Source organism: Amycolatopsis minnesotensis (assembly GCF_039529815.1).
Lineage (GTDB): Bacteria > Actinomycetota > Actinomycetes > Mycobacteriales > Pseudonocardiaceae > Amycolatopsis > Amycolatopsis minnesotensis.
The window spans coordinates 1-26,609 of the sequence record NZ_BAAANN010000043.1 but is presented as its reverse complement, the minus strand read 5'-3'; the positions used below and the strand labels follow the sequence as shown (position 1 = coordinate 26,609).

The window sequence follows — 26,609 nt, the reverse complement described above, 5'->3', positions numbered from 1 at the left end:
CTCTTGGGAAACAGCCAGTTGGGAGCCGGTTTCAGCCGGTGACCGGCTCGGCCGGCCACAGACCGGGGCCGGGGGTGAGCACGTGGTGCGGATCGTGCTCGGCCTTCGCCGCCTCGACGCGCGGCCACAGCGCACCGTAGTGCACGGCCCACTGGTGCGGGTCGAGCGAGGGCGGGCTGATCGGGTAGAGCGTGCCACCCATCCGGACAACGTACTCGTACAGGCGCCGGTTGCGCTCGGCCGTCCGGCCCATCGCGGCGGCGTCGCCGGGGTCGGCGGTCAGCAGCAGCGCGAACAGGAACACCAGCGGTTCGTCCGGCACCCGCAGCAGCGGGGTGGTGAGCAGCTCGCGGCGCAGCGGGTAGGTCAGGACGAGGCCGAAGTTCTCGAGGTCACCGGGAGTCAGGTCGGCGAGCACCGCGTCGATGAACTCGTCCGCGGCGGAGTCCGGCACGAACACGTTCAGCCACGGATGCGCCAGTCCCCATTCGCCTGCCTCCTTGCGGAACGCCACTCCCGGCGCGAGGCGGTCGAGGAACTCCGCGTAGCCCATGTCGGTGGCCTCGACGGCGTCGCGGTCGTGCGCGAGGTCCCGCAGCAGCTCGTCGTTGTCCACATCGGACAGTGAGTCGGCGAACGCGGCGGCCTCCACCTGGAAGGTGCGCGTGCCGTCCTCGGCGAACCCGGCGAACCCCTCGACGTAGTCGAACCGGCCTTCGAGGACGAGCCGCCGCTGGTCCGCGGTGAACGCGTGCAGATCGGTGTGGGGGAGCCGGAAGCAGCGCGCTTCGCGGCGCGCGGCCAGCACCTTGACCGTGGCGCCGACGACGATGCCGAACTGCCCCATCCCGGCGCGCACGGCGTCGAACAGCGCGGCATCCCGGTCGGGCGAACAGGTGACGACCGCACCGGTGCCGGTGACCACGGTGAGGTCGAGGACGGTGTCGGTCTGCGCGCCGTGCCGGTGGGTGGTGCCCCCGATCCCGCCCATCGACAGCGTCCCGCCGACCGTGGTTTCGAGGTAGTCGGTGAACACCGGCGGGGTCAGCCCGCGCGCGATCGTCGCCGCGAGCACTTCGCTCCACAACGCGCCCGCGTCGACGGACACGCGGTCGCCTGCGATTTCGCGCACCTGGTTCAGCGACCGCATGTCGAGCACCACGCCGCCTTCGGCCTGCGCCTGGCCGTTCATCGCGTGCCCCGCGCCCCGCGCGCTCACCGGCACCCCGTGCTCGCCCGCCCAGCGCACGACCGCGACGACGTCGTCCACCGAGCCGGGGCGGACGACGGCCGCGGGCACCTGGCGGACGTGCCCGCCGAAGTCGCGGGCCGCCGCGTCGCGGGTTTCGGCGTCGGTGCGCACTTCGCCGTCGGTCACCGGGATCGTGCCGAAGTCGGCCATCCGGATGTCTCCTTCGTCGGGTCGTGCCGGGTGGTCCCGGATGGTCACTGCCGCTGTGCCGCGTCCTCGTCCGGCTCGGGGTCCGCCATCGCGGCGTACCTGGCGAGCACGTCCTCGGTACGGGGATCGCCGAGCGCCTCGAGGATTTCGACCGCCTGGCGGCGGGAGTCGAGCGCCTCGGTGTGCTCACCCAGATCGTCGAGCACCGCGGCGAGGCTGTCGAGTGCGAGCGCCTCGCCCTGGTGATCGCCTGCCTGCCTGCTGATCGTCACCGACTCGCGGACGTATTCGAGCGCGCGCTCCGACTGGCCGGCCTCGCGGAGCACGGCGGCGAGCTTCGTGCCGGCGTAGCCCTCGCCATGGCGATCGCGAAGTTCGCGGAACATCGTCACCGACCGGCTCAACTGGTCCAGCGCGGTGGCCAGCGCGCCGCGCTCCCTGGAGAGGTCGGCCAGCCCGGCGAGGCACAGCGCCTGCCCGAGCAGGTCGCCCGAACCGTCGAAATAGGACAGTGCGCGGCGGTAGTGCCCGCCTGCGGTGTCGTGGCGGGCCACGGCGTGCGAGGCGATGCCGAGCGCGTAGTCGACCCACGCCCTGCCCCATTCGTCGCCCTGTTCCTCGCGGATGGCGAAGGCGGACCGCAGGTACTCGAACGACTCGTCGAACCGCCGCAGATCGGTGTGGGCGAGCCCGAGGTTCAGCCGCGCCCAGGCTTCCGCGCGCCGGTCGCCGGTGCGCACGCTCGCGGCGAGGGCGATCTCGTGCGACTCGATCCACAGCGTCCAGCGCTTGCCGACGTGGAAGTAGTCCCACAGCACGATCGGCAGCTTCCAGGCCAGGTCGTCCAGCCCGTGGTCGTAGGCCTGCCGCGTCGCGGCCACCACGTTCTCGCATTCGGTTTCGCACCAGGTCAGCGCCTCGCGGTGGCTGGTGAACGTCGCCGGGTGGAGCTCGTCCGGCAGCGCCGCGGTCAGCGGCGGATGCCATGGCGGGGCGAGGAAACCCGTCGCCGCGGCCGCCGAGCGGAGGTACCACGTCACGACCCGGCGGATCGCGCCCTCCCGCGATTCGGCGGTCTCCCGTGCGGCCGCCTGCTCACGCGCGTACAGGCGCACGAGGTCGTGGAAGCGGAACCGGTCCTGGCCGCATTCGGCGATCAGGTGCACGCTGCTGAGCTGGGTGAGCAGCCTGCCCGCCGCCCTCGGTGGCTCCCCGAGCAGCGCGGCCGCGGCGCCGCCGCTGAACTCGGGGCCCACGTGCAGGCCGAGCAGCCGGAACAACCGCGCGGCGTCCTCGGGCAGCGCGCGGTAGGACCACGAGAACACCGTCCGCACCGCGGTGCTCGCGTCGTCGGTGACGGTCAGGACGTCCAGCCGGCCCCGCTCGTCGTCGAGATCGCGGACGAGGTCGGACAACCGCAGGTGCGGCCTGCTGCCCGCGCGCTCCGCGGCGATCCGCAGCGCGAGCGGGTGGTAGGCGCACTGACCCGCGAGCACGTCCACGGCGGTGGCCTCGGCGTGCGCCCGCTCGTCGCCGATGCCGTGCCGCAGCAGCGCGACCGCCTCCAGCCTCGGCAGCGCGTCGAGCACCAGCCGTCGCGCGCCCTCCCTGGCGACCAGCCCGGACAGCGAAGCCCGCGAGGTGACCACCACGAGGCAGTCCGGCGAGCTGGGCAGCAGCGGCCGCACCTGGTCGGCGGAGATGGCGTTGTCGAGCACGACGAGCACGCCGCGCCGGTCGAGGCGGGTGCGGAACAGCGACGCCCTGCCTTCGAGCGAGTTCGGGATTATTTCCGCGGGAATGTTGAGTGCGCGCAGGAAGTAGTCGAGCACGTCTTCGGCGGATACCGGTTTGTTCTGCGGATCGTAGCCGCGCAGGTTCGCGAAAAGCGTGCCACCGGGGAAACGGGCGCGCATGCTGTGCGCCCAGTGCACCGCGAGTGCCGTTTTCCCGACACCGGGCGCACCGCTGATCGTGACCACCGCTGCGCCGCCCGCCCTGAATTCGTCGAGGCGCTCCTTCTCGGCGTGGCGGCCCACGAATCCCGCGCTTTCGGCCGGTAATTGCGACGGGCGGAGGGAAAACTGTTCCCGAATGGTTCCCCTGACCAGGTCGAGCAGTTTCCCGTCGGCTTCGAGCGCCACGTCGCAGGCCTGGGCGATGGCGAAGGTCACCGGCTTCTCACCCGTTTCGACCTTGCTGAGATAACCCTTGCTGTAGTTGGCCAGGCGGGACAGCTCGGTCAGTGAGAGGCCGCGGCTGGTCCGCCGCTGCCGCAGCGCCTCACCGAAGGCCACCCGGGTGATGCCACCTCGCGGGCTTCCTGACAGCACGTCTCCCCTTACCGGCCCAATCGCCCGTCCACACCGGCGCCGCGGCCGCCGTTCCACCGGCGGATTCGGCACAGGTCACGGCATGTAGTTGTGCTCGGCGCGCGGGTGGTGTTTTCTGCCGTCCGGGTGAGCACCCGCGACCGGCGAAAGCGGACCGTGAGCCGAGGGTGAATCGGCTCGGCCACGCGCACCAGGAAAGGCTAACAGGTGCCCGCGCGCGCGGAACCGGGCCAATAGTTCACCCCGCGGGCGGTTCGGTCACGCCGGTGGCCCCGGCGTGATTCGGGCCGCCGCGGCGGCCCGGCCGCAATCAGGACGTCCCGTCGTAATCCGGTCTCCTGGATCGAACGCCGCCTCCAGTGCTCTCGCGGCTTGATTTGTCCACAAAGGACGAACGTGGGGCGGTCAGTGGGCGAGCGAGCGGGTGACGGCCGCTTCGGCGTGCAACCGGGTGGTGGGGAAGACCGGCACGGGGCTGTGTTCGGCGGCGATCAGCAGTTCGATCTCGGTGCAGCCGAGGATCACCCCTTCCGCGCCCGCCGCGACGAGACGGCCGATCACCTCCCGGTAGCGCAGGCGCGACTCCTCCCGCACCGCGCCGACGCACAGCTCGTCGTAGATGATCCGGTGCACGGTCAGCCGGTCCTCGGCGGACGGGACGAGCACGCGCAGCCCGTGCCCGGCGAGGCGGTCGCGGTAGAAGTCCTGCTCCATGGTGAACGCCGTGCCGAGCAGCCCGACCGTGGCCAGCCCGCGCCCGGTCACCGCGTCGGCCGTGGCGTCGGCGAGGTGCAGCAGCGGGATCCCGACGCTCGCCTGCACGGTGCCGGCGACCTTGTGCATCGTGTTGGTGCAGATCAGCAGCAGCTCCGCGCCCGCCTTTTCCAGTCCCTGTGCCGCCTCGGCGAGGAGCAGGCCCGCCTCGTCCCAGCGCCCGGCGGCCTGTAGCTGTTCCACCTCGGCGAAGTCGAGCGAGGCGAGGACGCACCGCGCGGAGTGCGGCCCGCCGAGCCGGTCGCGCACCAGTTCGTTGAGCAGCCGGTAGTACACCGCGCTGCTCTCCCAGCTTATCCCGCCCAGCAGGCCGATTACCCTCGGCCGGTTCGCAACCATGGCGCCATCTTGCCCGCTCCCGGCGTGAGGCCGTCGCACACCGCCATCCGCCGGGGGAGGATCCGCCGACTGGCGGTCAGCTCCCGGCGGTGGCGGCCCCCGGTGCGGAGGCAACGAACCCCGATAGGAAATCGACAGGTTCCAACGCTGGTTGAACAATCAACTGCATCGATAGCGTGACTGCGCTGATACCAAAAGTGCCAGCAGGTGCCGACGGGCCGGTGTCACGCGGTCCCGTCGAGGCGCCTCCGGTCGCGCTGAGGTGGGAGATGGGAACCGATGGAGACGGTCGCGGTCGTGAAGGTGGGCGTGCTCGGGGGTGCGGACGTGGCGACGGCCGGCGGACGCGGCGCCCCGGCCGGGGTGCTGGTGGTCAACGGTGACCGCCGCACCGCGGGCGTGCTGGCGAACCTGTTCTTCCGCAACGGGTACGAGGTAGCGCAGGCGCACGACGGCTACCGGGGGCTGGAACTGGCGCTGTCGCGGCGGTTCGACGTCGCGGTCATCGACCGCGGGCTCCCGGTGTTCACCGGGCTCGAACTCGTCGGGAGGCTCCGGTCGGCCGGTACGCCGTCGCCGTCGATCATGCTGACCTCGTGCGCGACCGTCCGCGACCGCGTCGAGGGCCTGCACGCGGGGGCGGACGACTGCCTCGGCGCCCCGTTCGACGTCGCCGAACTGCTGGCCAGGGTCCGCGCGCTGCGGCGGCGGAACGGGGCAGTTCCGGAGACGCTGCGGCTGGACACGGCGAGGGTCGACCTCCGCCGCCGCGCGGTCGCCCTGCCGGACGGGGGACAGGTGCCGCTCACGAAACAGGAGTGCGCGCTGCTGGCGGCGCTGTGCCGGGAGCCGCAGCGCGTGTTCTCGCGCGCGAGCCTGCACGAGCTGGTTTTCCCTGGAACGCAGTCCAAGTCCATTGTGGACACTTACGTCTACCATCTGCGGCGCAAGCTCGGCAGGACGGTCGTGCTCACGGTGCACGGCGTGGGCTACCGGCTCGGCGCCGTACGCCCCGCCGCCGCACGACAGCCCACCCCAATCCCCTCCGCGGCCACAAGATAGGCAATGCCTCCCGGGCCTCCCGGGCCTCCCGGGCTCGCCCTGCCCGCTCCGCCTGCCGTTTCGGTACTGTGGTTCGGCATGACCAGCACCGGCTTCGAGATCACCGCAGACCTGGTTCGCGAGCTGTTGCGGGAGCAACATCCAGACCTGGCGGGGCTGGCCATCCGCGAGGTGGCGGGCGGCTGGGGCAACCAGATGTGGCGCCTCGGGGACGAGTTGGTCGTGCGCATGCAGCGCATGGACCCCACGCCGGAGCCGCAGCTCAAGGAGCGGCGGTGGCTGCCCGTACTGGCCCCGCGCCTGCCGCTCCCGGTGCCGACGCCGGTGCGGTTCGGCGAACCGTCCGAGCGCTTCCCCAAGCACTGGACCGTGCTGACATGGGTTCCCGGCGTGCCGCTGGACCACGGCTCGATCAGCCGCGGCGCCCACGCGGCCGACACGCTGGCGGTTTTCCTCCGGGCGCTCCACGTGGAGGCGCCCGCCGATGCGCCGATCGCCACGGATCGCGGTGCCCATCCCCGGAACTGCGCGGACGGTTTCGAGGACTTCTTCCGTGCCGTCGCCCTCGACGACATCGCGGCCGAGGTCCGGGCCGTCTGGGACGACGCCGTCGCGGCCCCCGCGTGGGAGGGCCCGCCGGTGTGGGTGCACGGCGACCTCCATCCCGCGAACGTCGTCGTCTCGGGCGGAACGCTCTCGGGCATCGTCGACTTCGGCGACCTGTTCGCCGGCGACCCGGCGTGGGACCTCGCCGCCGCGTGGGTGCTGCTCCCCGCGGGCACCGCCTCGCGGTTCTTCGACCGGTACGCGCACGCGGACGAGGCGGCGATCCGGCGCGCCCGCGGGCTGGCCGCGGTGAAGTGCCTCTTCCTGATGCTCATGGGGCAGAACGGGGATCGGGGCCTTCCCGGCGGCAAACCGAACTGGGGACCGGTGGGCCGGGCGGCACTCGATCGCGTCCTGACGGGCGTTTGATCCGCGCTTCTTCGAACCTTCGCCCGCGGTAAAGCCCGAGGAGTGGCCGTTCCGCCGGTTTGGCCACCGCGTGCGGCAGTTCGTACCCTGCTTCTGAGTTGTGTCCATTGTGGACCGGCTTGCCGCTTCGCTCAGCGGAGCGATGCGCGTCGGACATTTTCACGCTGAGCGTTGGTTTTCTTGCGGTGGCGTGGCGACGGGCCATCCCGCCCACGCGGTGCGGTGCAGCCAGTCCTCGAAGGTCATCAAGCCGGGGTGCAGGCGGCGCAGGAGTGCGCTGTCCCGGTCACGGGCGTAGAGATCCCGGTCGGCGAAGAACCGGAACATCGCCGCATAGTCGTGGGCGAAGTCGGGGACGGCGGCGCGCAGCTCGTCGTGCGGCATCGGGCGATAGGTGCTGGGAGTGCCCGTGACCCTGGCGAAGGTGGCGGCGATCTTGTCGCCGGTCAGGCTGTCGCCGATCACCGCGAGGTCGCGGCTGCCCCAGGACTGCCAGTTTTCGAACATGTGGCAGGCGAACCACGCGATGTCGTCGAGGGCGACGAGCGGGTAGCGGGCGGCGCCGAGGGGGAGCCGGAAGGTCAGGCCGCCCCGGCCGTCCGGCCGAGGGGTGAGCCGGTCCCGCAGGTTCTCGAAGTACGGCGCCGTGGTCAGGACCGAGACGTGGTCGGTGTACCAGCCGTCGGTCTCCTCGCGGAGCATCTCCTCCGACCGCATCAGGTCGATGTGGGCGGCGACGGCGGCTTTGCTGTCGAAGTGCGGGACGGGGTGGCCGGTGAGGGACACCGCGCTGTCCAAAGAGGACCAGATGAACCGGTCCACGCCCGCCCGTTCCGCGGCGGCCAGCAGGTCGAGCCCTTGCCGGTACTCACCCACGGCGCTGCCCGTCGCGAAGAAGTCGGTGTTGGCGAACACCCGGTCGGCCTGTCCGATCAGGACTTCGAGGGCGGCCGAGCCGGAGCGGACCAGCCGCACGCGGCCGGGCGCGGTGGCGGCGAGTTCGCTGGCGTGGGCGGACTCCGGGTGGCGGCTGGGGACGGTGATGGTGGCGTCGGTGGTGGCCAGCAGGTGCCGGACCACCCGCCTGCCCATGGCTCCGGTGCCGCCGACGACGAGGACGTGGGTCATCGCATTCCTTTCTGGTGTGCCAGGACGTGGTCGGCCACCTGGGTGTGGGTGGCGACCCAGACGTCGCCGGAGGCACGGAGGTGGTCGAGGATCTGACCGGCCATGCCCGCGAGGAGCGGCCGGCCTCCGACGTGGGCGTGGACGGTCAGGTGGAAGACGCCGGGGCCGGGGGCGGCGAGGAGCTGGTTCAGCAGTTCGCGGTGCAGGTCGCGGTAGGCGTGCGGACCGGCCGCCGCGTCGCGGACGTCGGAGTAGTCGCTGTGCATGAGGGAAACCAGAGGGCCGTGCACGGTCGGCAGGACCTGTGGGAGGTCGTGGTCGCTGTGATCGCCGGTCCAGCGGTAGCCCGCCTCGGCGAGCAGGTCGCCGGTGTGCCTCGAACCGGTGGCGCGCGGGCTCATCCACCCCGCCGGGCGAACGCCGGTGACTTCGCGAAGGATGTCGGTGCAGCGACGGATGTTGGCTCGCTCGGCATCGACGTCGAGCAGCGCGGGCACCACGTCCTGTGCCCAGGAGTGCGCGGCGATCTCATGCCCCGCCTCGTGCACGGCCCGGACGGTCTCGGGGTGCCGCTCGGCCACCATCCCGTTCACGCCGACGGTGGCCGGCAGGTCACCGAGGACGTCGAGCAGCCGCCAGATGCCGGTGGTGACGCCGTAGTCCGCCCAGGAGGTGCTGTGCGTGTCGTCGACGCCGGGCAGCGGCCACGCCGCGGCCATCGGCGCGTAGGCGGGCCAGTGCCCCGGTGACCACAGCTCCAGCGCGACCGTGACCAGCGCGGCCACTTTCCGCCCGCCCGGCCAGTTCAGCTCTGCCTTCATCCGGTTCCCCTGTTCGGTAGCTTGCGCCGTGGACGCTAGTGCGGCGGTAGGTACCTCGAGGTTCCTGGCGATGGCTACCGTGGGGACATGCGTGAGTACTCCGGCAGCGTGTTCCTCGCCGATTGCCCGGCTCGGCTGGCGATCGAGATCATCGCCGACAAGTGGGCGGTGGTCGTGCTGTTCGCGCTGAGCCGGGCACCGTGCAGGCACGGCGAACTGGTCGGCCTGATCGGCGGAATCTCGCGGAAGGTGCTGACCCAGACGCTGCGGCGGTTGCAGGGGTACGGCCTGGTCGACCGCCACGCCGAGGCTGGGAAGGTCGAGTACGTGTTGACGGAGCTGGGCCGGACGCTGGTGAAGCCGATCGCCGTGCTGACCGAGTGGGCGCACGAGCACGGCGCGGCCGTGGTGGGATTCCGGGAGTCCGAAACGGACTGAGCTTCACCGGGCGCGGTTTCGGTTCGCCGGTCGGCTCAGCCGAACAGCGACAGGTCTATCGAGTCGGCCAGCGCCCGGTAGCCCTTGTCGTTGCCGTGCAGGTAATCGCCTGCGTGGAAGTCGTCCTTGATCCGGCTGGGATGGTCCGGGTCGCGCCAAACGGCGTCGAAGTCCAGTACCGCGTCGAAAACACCGCTGGTGCGGATCCATTCGTTGACCACCTGGCGCGCGATCTCGCCTTCCGGCGCGTAGATCTCCGAGCCCTCGTACGGTGCGATCGTGGTGGCGTACACCTTCACGCCGCGTTCGCGCGCACGGGCGGCCAGCTGCCGGTGGCCCGCGATGACGTCGTCGGTCGTCACCGGCGCGCCGGGGAACATCTTCAGGAATTCGGCCAAGGGCCCGTCGTCGGCGCTCGGGGCGAAACCGATGCCGATGTCGTTGGCACCAATGGAAAGCACCACGTAGCCGAGGCCGGGTGTGGCCAGCACGTCGCGGTCGAAGCGGGCCAGCGCGGCGGCACCGATGCCGTCGTTGAGCATCCGGTTGCCGCTGATGCCCTGGTTGGACACGTAGCCGGTGGCCACGAGGCGCTCGGCCAGCAGGTCCGGCCAGCTTTGGTTGGTCTCCGGGGTCGAGCCGGCACCGTCGGTGCGGGAGTCGCCCACCGCGACGATGGTCTTGGCCGGGGCGTCCGGGAGTACCTCGACGGCGGAGATCAGGGCCCACACCGGCAGTGTCTCGGCGTTTTCCGGCAGGGCGCGGGCGTCGACGGCGTTGCCCTGGATCGTCCAGCCGGTCTCCGGCGCGGGGTCGTGACAAGTGCAGGTCTCCACCAGCTCCGGCAGGTAGAGACTGATGGACAGCTTGGCGAGGGCGGGCAGGGGGAGGTCGACCGGATCGCTGAGGATCGGCGCGCCCGCCGGAATGGTGACGGCCGACGCGCCGGAGAAGGTCAGCACGCGTTCGGTACCCGGTCGCACCGCACCCTTCTCCAGTGCCGCGAGGCCCACCCGCGCCGCGCCGACGGTGACGGGCGCGGTCCCGAACTCGTTGGTGAAGCGGACGCGCACCCGCCGCCCGCCGCCGCTGATGCGCACCACCTGGCGCAGGGTCACCTCGGCCAGCGGGGGGTGGTCGTCGAGCGAGCCGAGTCCGTCGTGGGCGGCCTGTGGCGAGGCTCCCCAGGTCCGGACCCAATGAGTGGCGTTGTTCGCAGTGGTCATCCTGGTCTCCGTGGTTCGTGATGGCGGTCGGGCACACGAAGACTGCGGCGGGTCGCTCACACCGGACCAACACGGTGCTGACACGGGGTGGCCCCGGTTCGGGGTCCCGCGGGGGAGCGCGCAAGGATCGGGGAATGAACGGGGGTGCACGGCTTCGCGTCACGCTGCTCGGCGCGTTTCAGGTTTCTCGTGGTGACGCGGTCCTTCCCGTGCCGGGCGTGCGATTGCGGGGCCTGCTCGTCCGGCTGGCGCTCGCCGGGGGCCACGCGGTCGAGCCGGGCGTGCTGGTCGACGCGATCTGGGCCGAGGAGCCGCCGTCCGGTCCCGGCCCCGCCCTGCAGACCCTCGTCACCCGGCTGCGCCGCGCCCTCAGCCCGGCCGACACGGCCCGCGACGTGGTGGTGCAAGCCACGGGCGGCTACCGGCTGGCGGTGGACGCGGCCGACGTGGACGCGCTGCGCTTCGAGCAGCTCGCCGCCGCCGGCCGGGAGCGGTTACGGGCAGGTGACCCGCAGGCCGCGAGCGCCGCGCTCACCGAGGCCGTGGCGCTGTGGGGCGCGGATCCCGGCGCCGAACCCGCGGTCATCGCCGCGGTCGCGCCCACGGTCGCGACCCGGCTGGCACAGGTGTCGGTCGAAGCGGTCGCCGACCTCGCGGACGCCGAGTTGTCACTGGGACGGCCCGAGCTGGCCGCTACCCGGTTGACCGGGTTGCTGGCCGGGCACCCGGCCCACGAGCGGACGGCCGCGCTGCTGATGGACGCGCTCGCCGCCGCGGGGCGTCAAGCCGAGGCGCTGGCCGTCTACGAGCGGGTCCGCCAGACCCTGGCCGACGTCCTCGGCACCGACCCGGGCACCGCCCTGCGAGAACGCCATCTTCGGCTGCTGCGCCCCGACCCGCCCACTCCCGCCGCCGTCCGGACCCCGCCGGGCAACCTGCCCGCGCCGCTGACCGGCATCGTCGGCCGCGACGGCGAACTCGCCCGCATCGCCACCCTGCTCACCACCGGACGCCTGGTGACCGTCCTCGGCCCCGGAGGCGCCGGGAAGACCCGGCTCGCGCTGGAGGCCGCCCGCCGCCAGCGCCACGAATACCGCGACGGCGCCTGGCTCATCGACCTCGCGTCCGTCACCGAGCCGTCGAAGATCGCCACGGCCGTGCTCGCCGGGATCGGGCTGCGGGGCGCTGCGATGCTCGATGCCCGCAGGCAAGGCGAAGACGACGAACTGGACGTCCTCATCGGCGAACTCGGCGGCCGGGAAAGCCTGCTGCTGGTGGACAACTGCGAGCACCTGATCGACGCCGTGGCGCACCTGGTCGCGGCGTTGCTGTCCCGCTGCTCCGAGCTGCGCGTGCTCGCCACCAGCCGCGAACCCCTCGCGGTCGACGGCGAGGCGCTCGTGCCGCTGGCCCCGCTCGCGCTGCCCGGCACGGACGATGGCGTCGAACAGGCCCGAAGCGCGGCCTCGGTGCGCCTGTTCACCGAGCGGGCCGCCGCCGTGCGACCCGGTTTCGACGTCGACGCGACCACGCTGCCTGACATCGTGCGCGTGGTGCACGGCCTCGACGGCATGCCGCTGGCACTGGAACTGGCCGCCGCCCGCTTGCGGACGCTGTCACTACCCGACCTCGCGGACGGGCTCGCCGACCGGTTCCGGCTGCTCACCACCGGCAGCCGCACGGCACCACCCCGGCACCGCACCCTGCGCGCGGTCATCGCCTGGAGCTGGGAGCTGCTCGGCGAGCACGAACGCACCGTCGCGGAACGGATCTCCGTCCTGCCAGGCGGCGTCACAGCCGCCTCGGCCACTGCCGTCTGCGACGGCACCACCGTGCCCACCGGCGACATCCCCGAACTGCTCGCCATCCTCGTCGACCGGTCACTGCTGCACCTCGTGCCCGCCACCGGCCGCTACCGCATGCTCGAAACGATCCGCGAGTACGGCATCGACCGCTTGACCGGCACCGGCGGGGAAGGCGTGGCCCGCGACCTGGCCGCCGCCCACTTCACCGAGCTGATGGCCAGCCACGACGCCGCGCTGCGCGGCCCCGGCCAGCGCAGCGCCATGATGGCCATCAGCGCCGAGTACGACAACGCGCTCGCCGCCCTGCGCCACCTCTGCGCCACCCACGACTCCGCGGGCGCGATCGCCCTCGCCCGGTGCCTGATCTGGTACTGGCAGATGTTCGGCCGCCACCACGACGCCGCCTACTGGCTGAACGAGGCCATGGCCGTGCCCGGCGACGCGCCGACGCCGGAGCGTGACTGCGCCCGAGCCGCCTACCTGCTCACCCGCGCGGACATCCTGTCCGGGATCACCGCGGGCGAGGCCGCGGAGGACCGGGCGGAGATGCGCGGGCTGGCCGACCGGCTGCTCGCGCATCCGGAGCTGCCCAACCACTACCGCGTGTTCGGTCCGGTCCTGCTCTTCCTGCTGGCGGAGCAGCAGGCCGCGCTCGCGATCTTCCAGCGCCTCGCCGACGGCGACGACGTGTGGCTGTCCGGGCTGGCCCACATGTTCCAGGGTGAGATCGCTGAGAACACGGGCGCGGTCGAGGAGGCGCGTGTTCACGTGCAGGCGGCCCTGGATCGCTTCCGGCAGGCAGGCGACCGATGGGGCCAGGCCGCCACGCTCCCGATGCGCGCCAAGCTGCGGCGATACGACAGCCTCGACGACGCGCTGGACGATCTGCGCGAGGCCCGCGCGTTGGCGGGCGAGTTCGGCTCGCTCAGCCTCGGCGACCAGCTCTACGACGACCTGCGCTGGATCGACCTGTACCTCCGGCGCGGCGACACCGACCAGGCGGCGGCGATGATCGGCTCCGCCAGGGAACGCGCGCTGCACGCCTCCTCGACGGAGCTGCTCGTCCTGGTCGACACGCGGGAGGCCGATCTCCGAGTGCGGCTCGGCGATCTGGACCGGGCAGGCGCCCTGCTCGACGTCGTCGACCGGGGACTGCTCGGCGACACCGCGTTCTCCACCGACCACGCCCGGACACTGGCCGGTAACGCGCGCGCCTCGCTCTGCCTGGCACGAGGCGACCTGCCAGGTGCGGGCGAGGCCTTGCGCGAGGCATACGCGGCGGCGCTCGCCACCGGGGAGCTGCCGGTCCTGGCACTGGTAGCGGTGCACACCGCGGCCTACACCGAAACGCGCGGACAGCACCGCGAGTCGGCCACGCTGCTCGGGGCCGCCGCCCGGCTGCGGGGCACCCACGACCACACCGATCCGCACGTCCGCGAGCTCACCCGCCGTGGGCAAGCCGCCCTCGGCCAGGACGAATTCGCCGCGGCGTACGCGACCGGCTGGGAACTGGACGCGAGCGCCGCCGTGACCACGGCCGACCCGGCGCGCCGGTGCCGGGAACCGGGATAGCCCCGCCCTGATCGGTCAGCGTCCGCCTGCCCTGGTGATCAGCCGTGCCCGGAGGTGCTCGGACCGCGCGACCTCGGCGACGGTGCGGGCCATCGCCAGGCCTGCGTCGTGGACGAACCGGTCTCCGTCGGGGCCACCTGCCGCGACGGCGAAGGCGGCGGTGTGGTTGCCGTTTTCGGCTGGGAGGTCGAAGGACAGCATCGGGTGGATCGCGGGGATGCGCAGCGAGACGTTGCCCATGTCGGTCGAGCCGAACATCTTGTCCGGGTAGTCGGGGAAGGTCCGGCCCGCGGCTTTCGCGTGCTTTTCGAACAGCGGGGTGAGATCGGGGTCGTGCCGGAATTCGCGGTAGATGGAGGGCAGCGCGGTGTACTCGGCGCTGGTGCCGGTGGCCACCGCTCCCGCGTCGAAGCAGCGCCGCACCCGTTCCCACACTTCGTCGACCTCGTCGATGGTGTCCGCGCGGATCATGCAGTCGACGACCGCGTGGTCGGGGATGACGTTGACGGCGGTCCCGGCTTCCTTGACGACGTGGTGCACCCGGATGCCGTCGCGCAGTTGCTGGCGCAGCAGGCCGATCGCGGTCTGGGCGAGGACCGTCGCGTCCCCGGCGTTCAACGCGCTCCACGGACGCGAGGCGTGCCCGCCGACTCCGGTGTAGGCCACCTGCCATGACCGCGAAGCGCGCAGGTGCGGGACGACGACGTCCTTGAGCGCCGGGTGCACCATCATGGCCGCGTGGGTGTCGTCGAAGACACCGCGGTTGACCATGATCTCCTTGCCGGTCCCGTTTTCCTCGGCGGGGGTGCCGAAGACGCGCACCGTCAGGCCGAGTTCGCCGGCGTAGGGGGCCAATGCCAGTGCGGCGCCGACCGCGGCGGCGGCGATGGCGTTGTGACCGCAGCCGTGCCCGATGCCGGGAAGCGCGTCCATTTCCGCGCACAGACCGAACGCGAAGTCACTGGACCCGGCCGAGGCGACGAACGCCGTCGGCAGGCCCGCCACCCCTTTCTCCACGGTGAACTGCCCGGCTTCCAGCATTTCGATCAGCGCGGCCGAGGTCTCGTGTTCCTCGAAGGCCAGTTCGGGGTTGGCGTTGATCCGGTGCGAAAGCTCCAGCACCGAGGCCAGGTTCTGCTCGAACGCGCGCTCGATGCGCTCCTCGGCGCCGGTCATCGTGCGAGGTCTTTTCCGAGGGATACGTGGTCGGCGATCTGGGCGTGCGTGGCGAACCAGACGTCCTCGTGCGAGGCGATGTGTTCGAGGAGCTCGGTGAGGATCGTGATGCGCGAGCGGTGCCCGATGACGTGCGGGTGCAGGGTGAGCTGGAAGATGCCGCCCTCGGCGCGGGCGAGGTCGAACTCGTCGCGCCAGATCGACAGCACTCCGCGTGGCGGGGTGTACGGGCGCTGCGCCCCGAACCGTTCCATCATGAAGTACGGCATGTCGTCGCGGATCCATTCCACCGGCAGCTCGACGATGCCGGTGGGCTCGCCGTCGGCGACGATCTCGTAGCAGTCGTCATCGGCCATCAGCGACGAGTCGTAGGTCAGGCCCAGCTCGCGGATGATCCGCAGCGAGTGCTCGGAGAAGTCCCACGACGGGGTGCGGATGCCGACCGGCCGCGTGCCGGTGAGGCGTTCCAACGTGTCCGCGGCCCGGAAGGCGAGGTCGCGTTCGGCCTCGGGCGGCACCTGGGTGTTGCGTTCGTGGATCCAGCCGTGCAGCGCGATCTCGTGCCCGGCGTCCACATAGGACTTCGCCTCGCCGTCGTGCAGGAGCGCGGACACGGCGGGCATGAAGAACGTCGACGGCGCCTCGAACCGGTCGAGCAGCTTCAGGATCCGGGGTACGCCGACCCGCGCGCCGTACTCGCCCTGCGAAAGCTTGCCTGGCAGCACCTCGGCGTCGCGTAGCGGGATCGTCTCGTGGTCGGAGTCGAACGACAACGTCACCGCCACCTTGGCGCCACCAGGCCAGGACTCCGGCCGCAACGGACGCCCCGCGCGCACGCGTTCGACGTGCCCGCGCCAGGTCTGTTCGTCCCACTGCCACGGTTCACTCATGCTTCCTCCTTCGTTGTTCGCCGTACGCGCCCGTCGTCGTCGACCACAATGGACGGATCAAGTTCCCGTGACATCGCGGAGAACCGGGCGAGGATCGAGCGCGCATCGTGACCGGTTTTCGGCGCGCACGCCGGATTCGGTAAGGGGAACCTCGAGGTTGCCGATCGCCAGGTCGCCGCCCCGGAGCAAGCCGAATGCCGGATCTCCCGGCCCGGCACGCGCGAAGTCCGGTCGCCGAGGCCATCCCGCGGCGACGACGTCCCCTGTCACAACAAGATCCATGGGCACTCCGTTTCGTATCGCGAAACGATGTATCGTAGCCTAGTCCAGGAAGAGTTGTGTTGCAATGAGAAACGCTGGATCATCTAGTGATACGGTGGGTTCATGCACGCGGAAGCAGCGGACAAGCCGGCCGGCAGTGTCCGGTCGATGAACAGCGTCCTGAACACCTTGCGGGTGTTCGAAGAAGTCGCCGTGCGGCAACCGATCGGCGTCTCGGCGCTGGCCAGGGCGACGGAGATTCCGAAGGGCACCGTGCAGCGGTGCCTGGTGACGCTCCAGCAGGCAGGCTGGCTCAAGGTCGTGGACGCCGAGCGCGCGCGGTGGGGTGTGACGAGGAAGGTACTGGCCCTCGGCCTGCGCGGTACGGGGGAGCGGGACCTCCGGGAAGTGGCGGAGCCGGTCGTCCAGCGCCTCGCGGGGGAGACGGGCGAGACGATCATGCTCGGCGAGCGCGACGGCGAGTGTCTCGTCGTCCTCGCCAGGGAAGACTCCGACCAGGTCGTCCGTGTCTTCCTCGAGGTCGGCACCCGGGTGCCCCTGCGCGCGAGTTCGGGGGGCACGGCGATCATGGCGTTGCTCGAAGACGCCGAAGTCGAAGAACTGCTGCGGAACGAGCTCACGGAGTTCGCCGACGCCCCCGTGCCGGACGTCGCGGAGCTTCGGCGGGAGATCGCCCGGACGGTGAAGCGCGGATACGCGCTCAACGGCTCCTCCTCGTGGTACCGCCCGCAGGTGGCGTCGATCGGCGCGGCCATCACGAATCCCGCCGGGCGCCCGATCGCGGCGGTCACGCTCGCCGTCCCGGAGATGCGGTACAGCCGCGCCAAGGAGAAGACCTTCGCGCCGCTGGTGGTGGACGCGGCAGCCGAGATCAGCCGCCTGCTCGCGGCCGACTAGGGCGGACCGGTCCCGGTCGTGCGCACCCTGGTGGGGAACAGTTCGGGCGGACGAAGGAGCCCACCGCGAAGATCGCCGGTGCGGACAGGAACGCGGCGGTGGAATCGCCACGGGGAAGGAACTGATCCGCGAAGACCGGGACAGGGACGCGTAGATTCCCCAGTCCAGGTACTCGATCGCGTTGCCGGGCGGCCCGGCGAGGATCGCCTTTCGCTGCTCGCCGGTCATCCTGACCGGGGGCACGTCACGGGCCGGGCCGCCGACCGCGACGCTCTGTTCTTCGGCTGCCACGGTTCTCCCTGAGGTGCGATGTGTCCGGAGTGGACGGTACAACTCCGGACGGACAAAGGGAATGCGGTCCGGTACGGCTCGTGCTTCTCGTCTCAACCGCTGGTATTCGTCCCGCCGATTGGATTACCGTAATACGGTATTCTCATCTATCAACAGCCAGTATTGTGGTCGTCGGAAACTCGTGAGGAAGTGAGTTCAGCTGTGCCCAGCACGGAATTGCCCGGCCAGGAGATGAACCCGTTGCGGCTGCGGGGGATCACGGTGCCCAACCGGGTGTGGATGTCCCCGATGGCCCAGTACGCCGCGGGACCCGACGGAATGCCGGCCGACTGGCACCTGGCGCACTACGGCCCGCGCGCGGTCGGTGGGGTCGGCCTGGTCATGGTCGAGTCCACCGCGGTCGGGCCGCTGCACCGGACCACCTCGGCGGACCTCGGGATCTGGACCGAGGAGCAGGCACTCGCGCATCGCCGCCTCACCTCGTTCATCGCCGGGCACGGCGCGGTGCCCGCGATCCAGCTGCTGGCCGCCGGCCGGAAGGGATCGCACCAGGTGCCATGGGAAGGCGCGGGGCAGAACGGCCCGGTGGGAGCGGCCGACGGCGGCTGGGACCTGTTCGCGCCCTCGGCCATCCCGTTCGGGGACCTCGCCATGCCCCGTGAAGCGAGCGAGGCCGATCTCGACGAGGTCGTCGCGGCCTTCGCGCAGGCGACCAGGATGGCCCACCTCGCCGGGTACCAGGCCGTCGAGATCCACGCCGCGCACGGGTACCTCCTGCACCAGTTCCTGTCCCCGCTGGCCAACCACCGGACCGATGAGTACGGCGGGACCCCGCAGAACCGGATGCGCCTCCCGCTGCGCGTGGCGCGCGCGGTCAGGGAAGCCCTTCCGGCGGACAAGCCCGTTTTCGTCCGCGTCACCGCCACTGACTGGATCGGGGGCGGCATCACCATCGAGGACGCCGCGGAGTTCGGCAAGGAACTGGCTGCCGCGGGCATCGACCTCCTCGACGTCAGCTCCGGCGTACTGGTGCGCGACGCCGAGGCCCGCCCGCCGGTGCGGGACGGGGTGAACGTCGGGTTCGCGACCGCGCTCAAGGAGGCGTCGGGGCTCGCGGTCGCCCCGGTCGGGCAGATCAGCGATCTGGCGACGGCCCGCCGGATCGTGGGCGACGGCGAGGCCGACGCCGTGCTGATGGGCCGTCCCCTGCTGCGCGACCCGTACCTCGCCCTGCGCGACCGTCCCGCTGACAAGGAAGCCTGGCCCGTCCGGTACCACCGCGCGCTCTGAGCGCCGGATTTCCCCACCTGAAAGGAAATCGCTATGCGAGCCAGCACCGAAGACCGCGAGGTCCGGCGTCCCGACGACACGACCATCCGCTACACCGCCAGCGGTCCGGCAGACGGGCCGGTACTGGCGCTCATCCACGGCTGGGGCTGCGACCGCCACGACTTCGACGCGATCACCGGCTTCCTCCCGCCGCACCTGCGCGTACTGGCGATCGACCTCGCCGAGCACGGGGACTCCCGCAGCGCCCGGGAGGTCTGGACGATCGAGGAGTTCGCCCGCGACGTGGCGGCCGTGCTGGCGGCGGAGTCCGTCGGCTCGTGTGTCGTCGCCGGGCACTCGCTGGGCGGGGCGGTCGCGATAGAAACCGCCCGGCAGCTGCCGGACACGGTCACCCGCGTGGTCACGCTCGAGGCCGTGCACTACCTGTCGCTGTTCCCCGCGCAGGACGAGGCCCAGGCCGAAGCGGTGCTGCTGCCGTTCCGCGAGGACTTCGCCGGGGCGATGCGGGGCATGGTCGAGGCGGGGTCACCCCCCGGCACCGACCCGGCACTGGTGGACGCCTACACCAAGAGGATGGGCGCGGTACGCCAGCCCGCGGGACTGCGCTCCCTGGAAGGCATGCTGCGCTGGGACATGGACGCCGCGCTGCGGGAGGTCGCGCAGCCGCACGTGCTGTTCGCGGTGCGCACGATCATCACGCAGGAAGCCATCGACCGCTACGGCGACCGCATGCGGATCGAGCTGGTCGACCTCGGCAGCCACCACTTCCCCGCCGAATCCCCCGAGGCGACGGCCGGACTGCTGGCCGCAGTGATGTCCGAATAGGACGGTCGTGCCCCCGCTGCCCCCGGCGGCGGGGGCACGGCTCTCAGCCGACGTGCGGTCCGGGGTGCTGTGCGGCGAGTTCGCGCAACGCGGTGGCCGCGGCGTTGCGGACGTGCTCCTCGCACGCCGCACGAGCGGCGGCGGCGTCAGCCGTGACCGCCGCGGCCTCGTGGATGGCGGTCAGCTCCCGGACGGTTTCCGGCCCGCGCCCCCGCGCCCGCAGGGACAACCCGCGCAACATCTGCACGCGGGCGTGGATGCCGCGCAGCGTGGAATCGATGACCGGGTTCGCCGCCCCGGCGATCAGGATGTCGTAGAACTCGTCCTTCATCGCCAGCCGCTCGGCCAGCTCGGCCTTGCGGTGGGTGCGGGCGTACCGCCGGATCACCTTGCCCATTCGCTCGCGCTGCTCGGCGGTGGCCCGCTCGGCGAACAGGGCACCGGCCAGACCTTCGAGCGCGCCACGCACCTCGAACAGAGCTTCGGCGTCGGCAGCGGTCAGCTCGGTGACGACCGGGCCGCGGTTGGGCACCGTGGTCACCAGTCCCTCGGACTCCAGCTGCCGCAGGACTTCGCGGACGACCGTGCGGGAAACCTCGTACCGCGCGCACAGCCGCGCCTCGACCAGCCGCTCACCCGGCTCGAACTCCGCGGCGAGGACATCCTGCCGCAGCGCTTCGAGAACCTGGGTCCGCAGCGGCGCGGCGACCCGCCGCACTCGTTGTCCTGCCACGTGGCCGCCTCCTCGTCACCGGTCCATGACGGTATCACCGTAGTACGCGGGACCCGGTGGACGCGACGGCGGCACGGGTCAGCGGGTCAGGTCGACACCGGTCACCTTCGCCAGGTACCGGGCGATCTCCGACTGGTCCGGGTTCTCCTCGCCCAGACCGGCGAGCGCGGCTTGGCAGAACCGGACGCACGCCTGCGCCACCTCGGGCGCCAGCCCGAGTGACGTCGAGAGGTCCAGCGCGGTGGTGATGTCCTTGACGGTCAACGGAAGCGAGAACCCGACCCCGTACCGCCCGTCCAGCACCTCCGGCCCGATCTTGACCTCGGTCGACTGGTTGCGGCCGGTGGAGGCGTTGATGACCTCGAGCATGATCCTCGGGTCAAGGCCGAACTTGGTGCCCGTGGTGAGCACTTCGAGCGCCCCGACCAGGCCGATGGCCGAGAGCAGGTTGTTGAGCGCCTTCAACGCGTGCGCGGAACCGGCGTCACCGACGTGCGTCACCGAGGTGCCCATCGCGCGCAGCAGTGGCAGGGCCCGCTCGTAGTCTTCGAACGAGCCGCCCGCCATGATCGTCAGCTCGGCCGTCGCGGCCTTGCGCGGACCGCCGGAAACCGGCGCGTCCACGATCGCCACGTCGCGCTCCCGGAGCCGCGCGGCCAGTTCCCGGGTCGCGCGGGGCGCCGACGATCCCATGTCGACGACCAGCGCGCCCGGCCGCAGACGATTCGCGAAGCTCCCCGCGGCGCTGGGATCGCCGAGCACCCGCTCGACGACCGTGCTGTTGGGCAGCATGAGGATCACGACGTCGGCGTCGGCCTCGTCGAGGAGGTTCGACAGCGCCGCCACCCCCTCGTTCCGGGTGGCCGCGTCGATCGCGGCACGGTCCGCGTCGTACGCCGCGACCGGCACGGATCGCGCGAGATTGCGGACCATGGGCTGCCCCATCGTGCCGAGTCCGATGAAGGTGACGGCGTCCGCCATGGTCGCTTTCCCTTTCGTGCACGGACGGCGAGTCAGCCCTGGAAGGCGGCGACGGTCGGTTCGAGACCCTCCGCGCCGACGATCTCGCGCCAGGCCTCGAAACCGGTCTGGAAGGCCACGATTCCGGCCTCCGGCAACGAGATCTCGATCGCCTCCAAGATCTCCCGCGGGGTGACTCCGAGGTCGAGGGCCACCTTGATGTGGCTCTGGATGTGCCCCTTCGCGGCGCGCAGCACGGTGAGGCTGACGATGAAGATCAGCTCCTTCGTCCCGCGGTCCAGCGTCCGCTGGTCGAGGTAAGCGGCGCCGACGAGACCGTTGGCGGCCCGTAGCACGTCGAAGTCCTGCTTGGCCAGCACCTTGTGGTAGTCGAGGACGTAGCCGCGTTCGCGTGCCATGTCGTCGATGTAGCCCTGGGGATCCTGTTCGGCGGTGGTGGTCATCCGGCCCTCCGGTTGTCGGCTGCAGTTACCATAATACCGTAATACGGTTGCTGTGACCTTCAGGGTCGGCGGGTGGTCGGGTATGCCCCGAAGGTGACTTTCGGGGGGCGTAACCGCCTGATGGTCACCTTCGGGGCATGCGAGGAGTCAGCTCGCCTCGCCCTCTACGTGCGCCTTGATCAGTTCGAGGCCGGGCTGGATGCGGGCCGGGTCTTCGACCGGGTGCGGTCCGGGCGGCTCGGTGGCCGGGATCAGGCGCTCGAACAGGCGGCAGAACAGGGTCGTCCCGTCACCGAGGTCGAAGGTGGTGAAGGTGGCGATCGCGTGCATCGCCGGTGCCGGGGTGCCGTCGTCGAGCACGTCCCTGCCGACCACCGTCCACAGCTTGCCGGGGACCCGCGCCACCACGGTGTAGAGCTTCGGCTTCTCGTTCAGTTCCGGGACGATGTTTTCGAGCAGTACGTCGCCGAGTTCGGCGGGGACGCCTTCCTTGCCGCGCCGCACTTCGGTGTCCGAGGCCATCGGCAGCCATTTCGGCAGGTTCGCCCAGGTGGTGACCCAGTCGTACACCTCCTGTGCCGGGCGGTTGATGACGATGCGGTTTTCGACGAACCGGATGTTCAGGTTGTCCGGGATCTGGGGGGCGTACAGGTCGACTGACATGATTTTCCTTTCGATGTGCCGCGAGACCTGCTGATCTCGCCGTTTTCTTCTGCCGTGGCGAAAGCGTTTATCTGCCGCTATCCGACGTGGTGCTGTCCGGTCATCAGCGCGGCGAGGTCGTCCGGTTCCAGGAAGGACGGTGGCGGTGGCGGACCCCAGCTGAACAGGCCCTGTACGCCCTCGAAGACCTCCGGGGTCCAGATCTCGTCCTCGGGGATGCAGTCCATGTCGGCGTAGTACTCGCTGAAGTTCCCCGCCGGATCCTTGAGGTACCAGAAGAAGTTGGATCCCGCGTGGTGCCTGCCGAGGCCCCAGACGTGCCGGTCGGGATGGCCCGCCAGCATCGCCGCCGCACCGCGCCCGACGTCGTCGATGTCGTCGACCTGCCAGGAGGTGTGGTGCAGGAAGTTCACCGGTGCCGCGAGCGCCAGCACGTTGTGGTGATCGGCCGAGCAGCGCATGAAGGCGCCCTTGTCCCCGATGTAGTCGCTGACCTTGAAACCGAGCCCGTCGGTGAAGAACCGCATGGTGGCTTCGAGATCGGTGGTGCCCACCACGCAGTGGCCGAGCTTCTTGGGCTGGATCGGGTATTCGCGCAGCACGCCGGGCGCGCGGCCGTACCGCTCGATGCGGCCGGGTCCGTTGTACGGAGTGGCCGGCACCGGCTGTTGCGCGATCCTCGGCGAAATCTCGACGCGGACGGTGAAACCGGAAACCGGCTCGATCGCGGTGACCGCGGTGCCGTCCGTGCCGCCTGCCACGCCGAGGCGGTCCAGCCGCGCCGCCGTCCGCGCGATGTCGTCGGCGTCGTCGACGCCCACCCCGAGTTCGAGTAGCTGGCGGTACGGGGCGTGCCGGACTTGAAGCTGTTCCCCGCCTTCGAGCGTGGTGAAGACCCCGCTCCTGCGGTGGGTGAGCCCGAAATCGGCGTAGTAGGCGATGGTTTCCGCGACGTTCGGGACACCCATGGTGACTCGGGTGAGGCGGTGCATTCCCATGTCAGTCCTCCTCCAAGACGAAGGACTGGCGCATTTCGCCGATGCCTTCGATCCAGCTGACGAGCCGTTCACCGGCCTGCAGGAATCGTTTCGGCGTGCGGCCCAAGCCCACACCCGCCGGGGTACCGGTGAAGATGAGGTCGCCGGGGTACAAGGTGATCGTCCGCGACAGCTCGGAAACCAGCCTGGCGACCGGGAAGATCAGCTCGCGGGTGCGGCCGTCCTGCATGGTCTCGCCGTCGACCGCGCAGCCGAGTGCCAGGTCGTCCCGATCCGCCAGGTCGTCCGGCGTGACCAGCCACGGTCCGGTCGGCGCGAAGTTCGGGAACGACTTTCCCAGGCTGAACTGCGGGGCGGGGCCGGCCAGCTGCGAGATGCGCTCGGAGAGGTCCTGTCCGATCGTCACCCCGGCGACGTGGTCCCAGGCTTCGGATTCCGTGACGCGGGTGACGGTCCGGCCGATGACCGCGACGAGTTCCACCTCCCAGTCCACGTCACCGTCGGCGGGCAGCGCGACTTCCACATCGGGACCGGCCAGCGCGGAAACGAACTTGGTGAACGTCGGGGGGAGTCCGTCCGGTGCGGCGAAGCCGGACTCGAAGGCGTGGGTGTCGTAGTTCAAGCCGATCGCGACGATCTGCCGCGGGCTCGGCGAGGGCGGACCCAGCTGTGCGCGGGTGAAGGCGGTATCGGGTCCGGCAGGCGATTGTGCCGCCCAAGCCCGGAACCCGTCCCAGTTCTCGTAGACCGACGCGAGGCCGGGGCCGAACTTGCCGCCGGATGCCGTCTCGACGTCGATTCCCTTGTCGTCGGCGGTCAGCAGTACCGCGCGACCGTCCACATTGGCCAGTTTCATCAGTTTCGCCTTTCCTGGATCCGGCCGGGTCAGCCGTGCGTGGCCGCTGACCGGTAGTCGGTGTAGGTGTAGGTGTAGGGGTTGTCGAGGATCTTGGTTTCGGGGATGTCCGGGTTCATGCCCTCGCGCCAGGCCTGCTCGCCGAGCTCGGCCCGCAGGTGGTCGACCGTCGCCTCGACCGCGCGACGCGCACCGGCCAGGTCGACGCCGACGAGGTGGCCTCCCCGCTTCACGATCCGGCCGTCGACGAGGACCGTGTCGACGTCGGCGCGCTGAGCGTGCAGGACGACGTGTCCGTGCGGGTTCAGCACCGGCATCATCGCCGGCGAGTCGTCGTTGCGGACGAGCACGAGATCCGCCTTCTTGCCGACCTCCACGCTACCGATCTCACTGTCCCGCCCGAGCGCTCGCGCGCCACCTCGCGTGGCCCATTCGACGACCTGGTCGGCGTGCAGGGAGGCGTGGGTGACGGTTTCCCCGCGCGCGTGTGCCTCTTGGTGCTCGTAGGCGCGGGCGGCACCGAGCGTCGTGCGCATGGCGGAGAACAGGTCGCCGCTGCAGAGCACGCAGCTGTCCAGCGACAGCGAGATCGGGATGCCGTGCGCTTGCAGGGCGGCCATCGCGGGATAGCCCTGCCCGGCACTCTGCTCGCTTTCGGTGGACACCGACACCGATCCGCCGGTCGCCGCGATCCGGGCGTAGGAATCCGCCGAAAGCGTCGAGGCGTGTACGTACACCGTCCTGGCTTCGCCGTAACCGTGCTCGTGGATCAGGCGCACGGCGTCGTCGCCGGTCGCGCCCCAGACCCCGGCGTGCGTGGTCACCGCCAGGTCGAGTTCACGGGCGACTTCGAACGCGGGCCGCTCGGGGAAGGCAGGATCGCCGGTGACGTCGAACGCGATCTGGAAGCCGTCGAGATCGCCGGACCGGCGGGCGAAGAACTTGCGGAACTCGGGTGTGCCGGTCCAGTTCGCGGGCGCGTCCTGGATGTTGCCGTAGGCCAGCACGAACTTCCCCGGCACCGAGGCGAGCGCGTCGACCGCGGCGTCGGCGTGGTCGATCGTCTGCAGGCCGTGCGACCAGTCCACGCAGGTGGTGACCCCGGCGTCGATCGCCTCCAGCGCGCCGAGGAGGTTCCCGGCGTGGATGTCCTGCGGCCGGAACTTCTTGCCCCAGTTGAGGTAGAACCACACGAAGTACTGCGTGAGCGTCCAGTCGGCGCCGTAGCCGCGGGTCGTGGTCTGCCACATGTGCCGGTGGGTGTCCACCATCCCGGGCATGACGACGCCGCCGCGGGCGTCGATCTCGTCGGTGCCGTCAGGAACGACGAGATCGACACCGATCGCGGCGATCCGGCCGTCGACCACGAGCACGTCGTGGCCTTCGAGCACGGTGCGGCCCGAATCCATGGTGAGGACCGTCCCGGCGCGGAAAACGGTCGGGCGTCGAAGGTCGTTCGCGGGCATCGATGGCTCCTCGTGCGGGGCAGGTTCTGCGGATAAATTCGAAACTAGCCCCAAACTTTCGAAAGTTCAAGGAAGATTCGTAAAGTGCTAGGATGGGTGGCATGACCAAGAGCGGCGGGGCGACCCGCACCGACGGCATCCACCAGGCGTTACGGGCCGACATACTCGCCGGTCGGCTGTCGCCGGGTGGGCGGCTCAAGTTCCCTGACCTGGCCGACCGCTACAAAGTGAGCGTCGGCGCTACCCGCGAGGCGCTGACGCGACTGGTCGCCGAAGGGCTGGTGGTGGCCAGGCCGCGACTGGGCTACCTGGTCCGGCCGCTGTCCCAGCGGGACCTGGCCGAGCTGACGCAGGCGCGGGTGGAGATCGAATCCCTGGTGCTGGGGCTGTCGGTGCGGGAGGGCGACACGCGCTGGGAGGCCGATGCCGTTGCCGCGCACCACCTTCTGGAACGCACGCCGTACCGCGACCCGGCGGATCCGGACCACTTGGCCGACGAGTGGTCGCAGGCGCACGCGGCCTTCCACCACGCGCTGCTGGCCGGGTGCGGCAACCAGCGGCTGCTCGACGCGGCGCGGTCGTTGCGGCAGGAGGCCGAACTGTACCGGCAGTGGTCGGTATCGATCGGCAACGAACCCGGCCGTGACGTCGCCGCCGAGCATCGAGCCCTGCTCGACGCCGTTCTCGCGCGCGACGCCGTCCACGCGCAGGAGTTGCTGCGCGACCACATCGCGCACACCGCCCGGCTGCTGATCAGTTGCGCGCCCGAACAGCCGGACCAAGCCGGGTGAGTGGGCCTCTCGCGGTGGAACCGGTCGCACCGCGAGAGGGAGCGCGGAGAACTGTGCTCAGCCGGGTTCGAGGAGTTCGGCCAGCCGGAGGGTGTCTTCGAGGTAGCGCTGGTAGGGGAACCCGGCCGCGATGAGTGCGGTGCGGAATTCGT

At 70.9% G+C, this 26,609-nt stretch carries 23 protein-coding genes and 1 pseudogene; 8 read left to right on the top strand and 16 right to left on the bottom strand.

Annotation, left to right across the window (positions count from 1 at the left end; genetic code table 11):
• Positions 1–31: 31 nt before the first annotated feature.
• The 3 genes from ABD256_RS37170 to ABD256_RS37160 all read right to left on the bottom strand — a co-directional run bounded on the left by ABD256_RS37170 (position 32) and on the right by ABD256_RS37160 (position 4,848).
• The gene (locus tag ABD256_RS37170; protein WP_344429835.1) at positions 32–1,402 is read right to left on the bottom strand and encodes an FAD-binding protein; all 1,371 of its coding nucleotides are present in this window, start codon (positions 1,400–1,402) and stop codon (positions 32–34) included.
• Positions 1,403–1,446: 44 nt separating this feature from the next.
• Positions 1,447–3,699: an ATP-binding protein gene (locus tag ABD256_RS37165; protein WP_344429834.1), complete on the bottom strand. Its 2,253-nt coding sequence runs from the start codon at positions 3,697–3,699 to the stop codon at positions 1,447–1,449.
• 441 nt (positions 3,700–4,140) lie between these two features.
• Positions 4,141–4,848 (bottom strand): aspartate/glutamate racemase family protein, encoded by a 708-nt coding sequence (locus ABD256_RS37160; protein ID WP_344429832.1) that lies wholly within the window; start codon positions 4,846–4,848, stop codon positions 4,141–4,143.
• Between the two features lie 279 nt (positions 4,849–5,127).
• Between ABD256_RS37160 and ABD256_RS37155 the strand changes: the two genes are divergently transcribed.
• Together ABD256_RS37155 and ABD256_RS37150 are read left to right on the top strand one after the other, a co-directional pair.
• Positions 5,128–5,910 carry a response regulator transcription factor gene (locus ABD256_RS37155; RefSeq protein ID WP_344429830.1) on the top strand — a complete coding sequence of 261 codons (783 nt, stop codon included), beginning with the start codon at positions 5,128–5,130 and terminating at the stop codon, positions 5,908–5,910.
• A gap of 78 nt (positions 5,911–5,988) precedes the next feature.
• On the top strand, positions 5,989–6,885 hold the full coding sequence (locus ABD256_RS37150) for an aminoglycoside phosphotransferase family protein (protein WP_344429828.1): 897 nt from the start codon (positions 5,989–5,991) through the stop codon (positions 6,883–6,885).
• A gap of 159 nt (positions 6,886–7,044) precedes the next feature.
• Here ABD256_RS37150 and ABD256_RS37145 read toward each other — a convergent pair whose 3' ends face one another.
• Complete coding sequence (locus ABD256_RS37145; RefSeq protein WP_344429826.1) at positions 7,045–8,013, bottom strand: NmrA family NAD(P)-binding protein; 969 nt, start codon at positions 8,011–8,013, stop codon at positions 7,045–7,047.
• Positions 8,010–8,834 (bottom strand): polysaccharide deacetylase family protein, encoded by an 825-nt coding sequence (locus ABD256_RS37140; RefSeq protein ID WP_344429824.1) that lies wholly within the window; start codon positions 8,832–8,834, stop codon positions 8,010–8,012. The genes ABD256_RS37145 and ABD256_RS37140 overlap by 4 nt, the downstream gene beginning before the upstream one ends.
• Positions 8,835–8,921: 87 nt before the next feature.
• Between ABD256_RS37140 and ABD256_RS37135 the strand changes: the two genes are divergently transcribed.
• On the top strand, positions 8,922–9,272 hold the full coding sequence (locus ABD256_RS37135) for a winged helix-turn-helix transcriptional regulator (protein ID WP_344429822.1): 351 nt from the start codon (positions 8,922–8,924) through the stop codon (positions 9,270–9,272).
• A gap of 35 nt (positions 9,273–9,307) precedes the next feature.
• On the opposite strand, the gene ABD256_RS37130 is transcribed toward ABD256_RS37135, so the two are convergent.
• Positions 9,308–10,498, bottom strand: coding sequence for an SGNH/GDSL hydrolase family protein (locus ABD256_RS37130; RefSeq protein WP_344429820.1), 1,191 nt, complete (start codon positions 10,496–10,498; stop codon positions 9,308–9,310).
• 134 nt (positions 10,499–10,632) lie between these two features.
• Between ABD256_RS37130 and ABD256_RS37125 the strand changes: the two genes are divergently transcribed.
• Positions 10,633–13,875: an AfsR/SARP family transcriptional regulator gene (locus tag ABD256_RS37125; RefSeq protein ID WP_344429818.1), complete on the top strand. Its 3,243-nt coding sequence runs from the start codon at positions 10,633–10,635 to the stop codon at positions 13,873–13,875.
• Between the two features lie 15 nt (positions 13,876–13,890).
• Here the strand turns inward: ABD256_RS37125 and ABD256_RS37120 are convergent, their stop codons facing one another.
• Both ABD256_RS37120 and ABD256_RS37115 read right to left on the bottom strand, forming a co-directional pair.
• Positions 13,891–15,051 (bottom strand): M20 family metallopeptidase, encoded by a 1,161-nt coding sequence (locus ABD256_RS37120; RefSeq protein WP_344429816.1) that lies wholly within the window; start codon positions 15,049–15,051, stop codon positions 13,891–13,893.
• Entirely contained in the window at positions 15,048–15,941 is an 894-nt protein-coding gene (locus ABD256_RS37115) for a polysaccharide deacetylase family protein (protein ID WP_344429814.1), read from the bottom strand. The genes ABD256_RS37120 and ABD256_RS37115 overlap by 4 nt, the downstream gene beginning before the upstream one ends.
• Before the next feature lie 384 nt (positions 15,942–16,325).
• On the opposite strand from ABD256_RS37115, the gene ABD256_RS37110 reads away from it, so the two are divergent.
• The 3 genes from ABD256_RS37110 (at position 16,326) to ABD256_RS37100 (ending at position 19,526) form a co-directional block, all read left to right on the top strand.
• Positions 16,326–17,120 (top strand): IclR family transcriptional regulator, encoded by a 795-nt coding sequence (locus tag ABD256_RS37110; RefSeq protein WP_344429812.1) that lies wholly within the window; start codon positions 16,326–16,328, stop codon positions 17,118–17,120.
• 492 nt (positions 17,121–17,612) lie between these two features.
• A complete protein-coding gene (locus tag ABD256_RS37105) occupies positions 17,613–18,701 on the top strand; it encodes an NADH:flavin oxidoreductase/NADH oxidase (RefSeq protein WP_344429810.1) in 1,089 nt (362 codons plus the stop codon).
• Positions 18,702–18,734: 33 nt separating this feature from the next.
• Positions 18,735–19,526 (top strand): alpha/beta fold hydrolase, encoded by a 792-nt coding sequence (locus tag ABD256_RS37100; protein ID WP_344429808.1) that lies wholly within the window; start codon positions 18,735–18,737, stop codon positions 19,524–19,526.
• Positions 19,527–19,569: 43 nt separating this feature from the next.
• Here the strand turns inward: ABD256_RS37100 and ABD256_RS37095 are convergent, their stop codons facing one another.
• From ABD256_RS37095 to ABD256_RS37065, 7 genes are all read right to left on the bottom strand, one after another.
• Positions 19,570–20,259, bottom strand: a complete 690-nt coding sequence (locus ABD256_RS37095; protein WP_344429806.1) for a GntR family transcriptional regulator — start codon at positions 20,257–20,259, stop codon at positions 19,570–19,572.
• Between the two features lie 78 nt (positions 20,260–20,337).
• A complete protein-coding gene (locus ABD256_RS37090; protein WP_344429804.1) occupies positions 20,338–21,240 on the bottom strand; it encodes an NAD(P)-dependent oxidoreductase in 903 nt (300 codons plus the stop codon).
• A gap of 32 nt (positions 21,241–21,272) precedes the next feature.
• Positions 21,273–21,683 (bottom strand): carboxymuconolactone decarboxylase family protein, encoded by a 411-nt coding sequence (locus ABD256_RS37085; RefSeq protein ID WP_344429802.1) that lies wholly within the window; start codon positions 21,681–21,683, stop codon positions 21,273–21,275.
• Between the two features lie 147 nt (positions 21,684–21,830).
• A complete protein-coding gene (locus ABD256_RS37080) occupies positions 21,831–22,346 on the bottom strand; it encodes an SRPBCC family protein (protein WP_344429800.1) in 516 nt (171 codons plus the stop codon).
• 77 nt (positions 22,347–22,423) lie between these two features.
• Complete coding sequence (locus ABD256_RS37075) at positions 22,424–23,344, bottom strand: VOC family protein (protein ID WP_344429798.1); 921 nt, start codon at positions 23,342–23,344, stop codon at positions 22,424–22,426.
• A 1-nt stretch (position 23,345) separates the two neighbouring features.
• The gene (locus ABD256_RS37070; RefSeq protein ID WP_344429796.1) at positions 23,346–24,200 is read right to left on the bottom strand and encodes a fumarylacetoacetate hydrolase family protein; all 855 of its coding nucleotides are present in this window, start codon (positions 24,198–24,200) and stop codon (positions 23,346–23,348) included.
• Between the two features lie 29 nt (positions 24,201–24,229).
• Positions 24,230–25,666, bottom strand: a complete 1,437-nt coding sequence (locus ABD256_RS37065) for an amidohydrolase family protein (protein WP_344429793.1) — start codon at positions 25,664–25,666, stop codon at positions 24,230–24,232.
• 101 nt (positions 25,667–25,767) lie between these two features.
• On the opposite strand from ABD256_RS37065, the gene ABD256_RS37060 reads away from it, so the two are divergent.
• Entirely contained in the window at positions 25,768–26,457 is a 690-nt protein-coding gene (locus ABD256_RS37060; protein ID WP_344429791.1) for a GntR family transcriptional regulator, read from the top strand.
• Between the two features lie 57 nt (positions 26,458–26,514).
• On the opposite strand, the pseudogene ABD256_RS37055 reads toward ABD256_RS37060, so the two are convergent.
• Positions 26,515–26,609, bottom strand: a pseudogene (locus tag ABD256_RS37055) (MarR family transcriptional regulator); the annotation flags it as partial.

Bases quoted from the DNA above. Each gene is read 5' to 3' on its own strand.
- ABD256_RS37170 (WP_344429835.1), bottom strand. From the start codon at position 1,402: ATGGCCGACTTCGGCACGATCCCGGTGACCGACGGCGAAGTGCGCACC.
- ABD256_RS37160 (WP_344429832.1), bottom strand. From the start codon at position 4,848: ATGGTTGCGAACCGGCCGAGGGTAATCGGCCTGCTGGGCGGGATAAGC.
- ABD256_RS37155 (WP_344429830.1), top strand. From the start codon at position 5,128: ATGGAGACGGTCGCGGTCGTGAAGGTGGGCGTGCTCGGGGGTGCGGAC.
- ABD256_RS37150 (WP_344429828.1), top strand. From the start codon at position 5,989: ATGACCAGCACCGGCTTCGAGATCACCGCAGACCTGGTTCGCGAGCTG.
- ABD256_RS37145 (WP_344429826.1), bottom strand. From the start codon at position 8,013: ATGACCCACGTCCTCGTCGTCGGCGGCACCGGAGCCATGGGCAGGCGG.
- ABD256_RS37140 (WP_344429824.1), bottom strand. From the start codon at position 8,834: ATGAAGGCAGAGCTGAACTGGCCGGGCGGGCGGAAAGTGGCCGCGCTG.
- ABD256_RS37135 (WP_344429822.1), top strand. From the start codon at position 8,922: ATGCGTGAGTACTCCGGCAGCGTGTTCCTCGCCGATTGCCCGGCTCGG.
- ABD256_RS37130 (WP_344429820.1), bottom strand. From the start codon at position 10,498: ATGACCACTGCGAACAACGCCACTCATTGGGTCCGGACCTGGGGAGCC.
- ABD256_RS37125 (WP_344429818.1), top strand. From the start codon at position 10,633: ATGAACGGGGGTGCACGGCTTCGCGTCACGCTGCTCGGCGCGTTTCAG.
- ABD256_RS37120 (WP_344429816.1), bottom strand. From the start codon at position 15,051: ATGACCGGCGCCGAGGAGCGCATCGAGCGCGCGTTCGAGCAGAACCTG.
- ABD256_RS37115 (WP_344429814.1), bottom strand. From the start codon at position 15,941: ATGAGTGAACCGTGGCAGTGGGACGAACAGACCTGGCGCGGGCACGTC.
- ABD256_RS37110 (WP_344429812.1), top strand. From the start codon at position 16,326: ATGCACGCGGAAGCAGCGGACAAGCCGGCCGGCAGTGTCCGGTCGATG.
- ABD256_RS37100 (WP_344429808.1), top strand. From the start codon at position 18,735: ATGCGAGCCAGCACCGAAGACCGCGAGGTCCGGCGTCCCGACGACACG.
- ABD256_RS37090 (WP_344429804.1), bottom strand. From the start codon at position 21,240: ATGGCGGACGCCGTCACCTTCATCGGACTCGGCACGATGGGGCAGCCC.
- ABD256_RS37085 (WP_344429802.1), bottom strand. From the start codon at position 21,683: ATGACCACCACCGCCGAACAGGATCCCCAGGGCTACATCGACGACATG.
- ABD256_RS37080 (WP_344429800.1), bottom strand. From the start codon at position 22,346: ATGTCAGTCGACCTGTACGCCCCCCAGATCCCGGACAACCTGAACATC.
- ABD256_RS37075 (WP_344429798.1), bottom strand. From the start codon at position 23,344: ATGGGAATGCACCGCCTCACCCGAGTCACCATGGGTGTCCCGAACGTC.
- ABD256_RS37070 (WP_344429796.1), bottom strand. From the start codon at position 24,200: ATGAAACTGGCCAATGTGGACGGTCGCGCGGTACTGCTGACCGCCGAC.
- ABD256_RS37065 (WP_344429793.1), bottom strand. From the start codon at position 25,666: ATGCCCGCGAACGACCTTCGACGCCCGACCGTTTTCCGCGCCGGGACG.
- ABD256_RS37060 (WP_344429791.1), top strand. From the start codon at position 25,768: ATGACCAAGAGCGGCGGGGCGACCCGCACCGACGGCATCCACCAGGCG.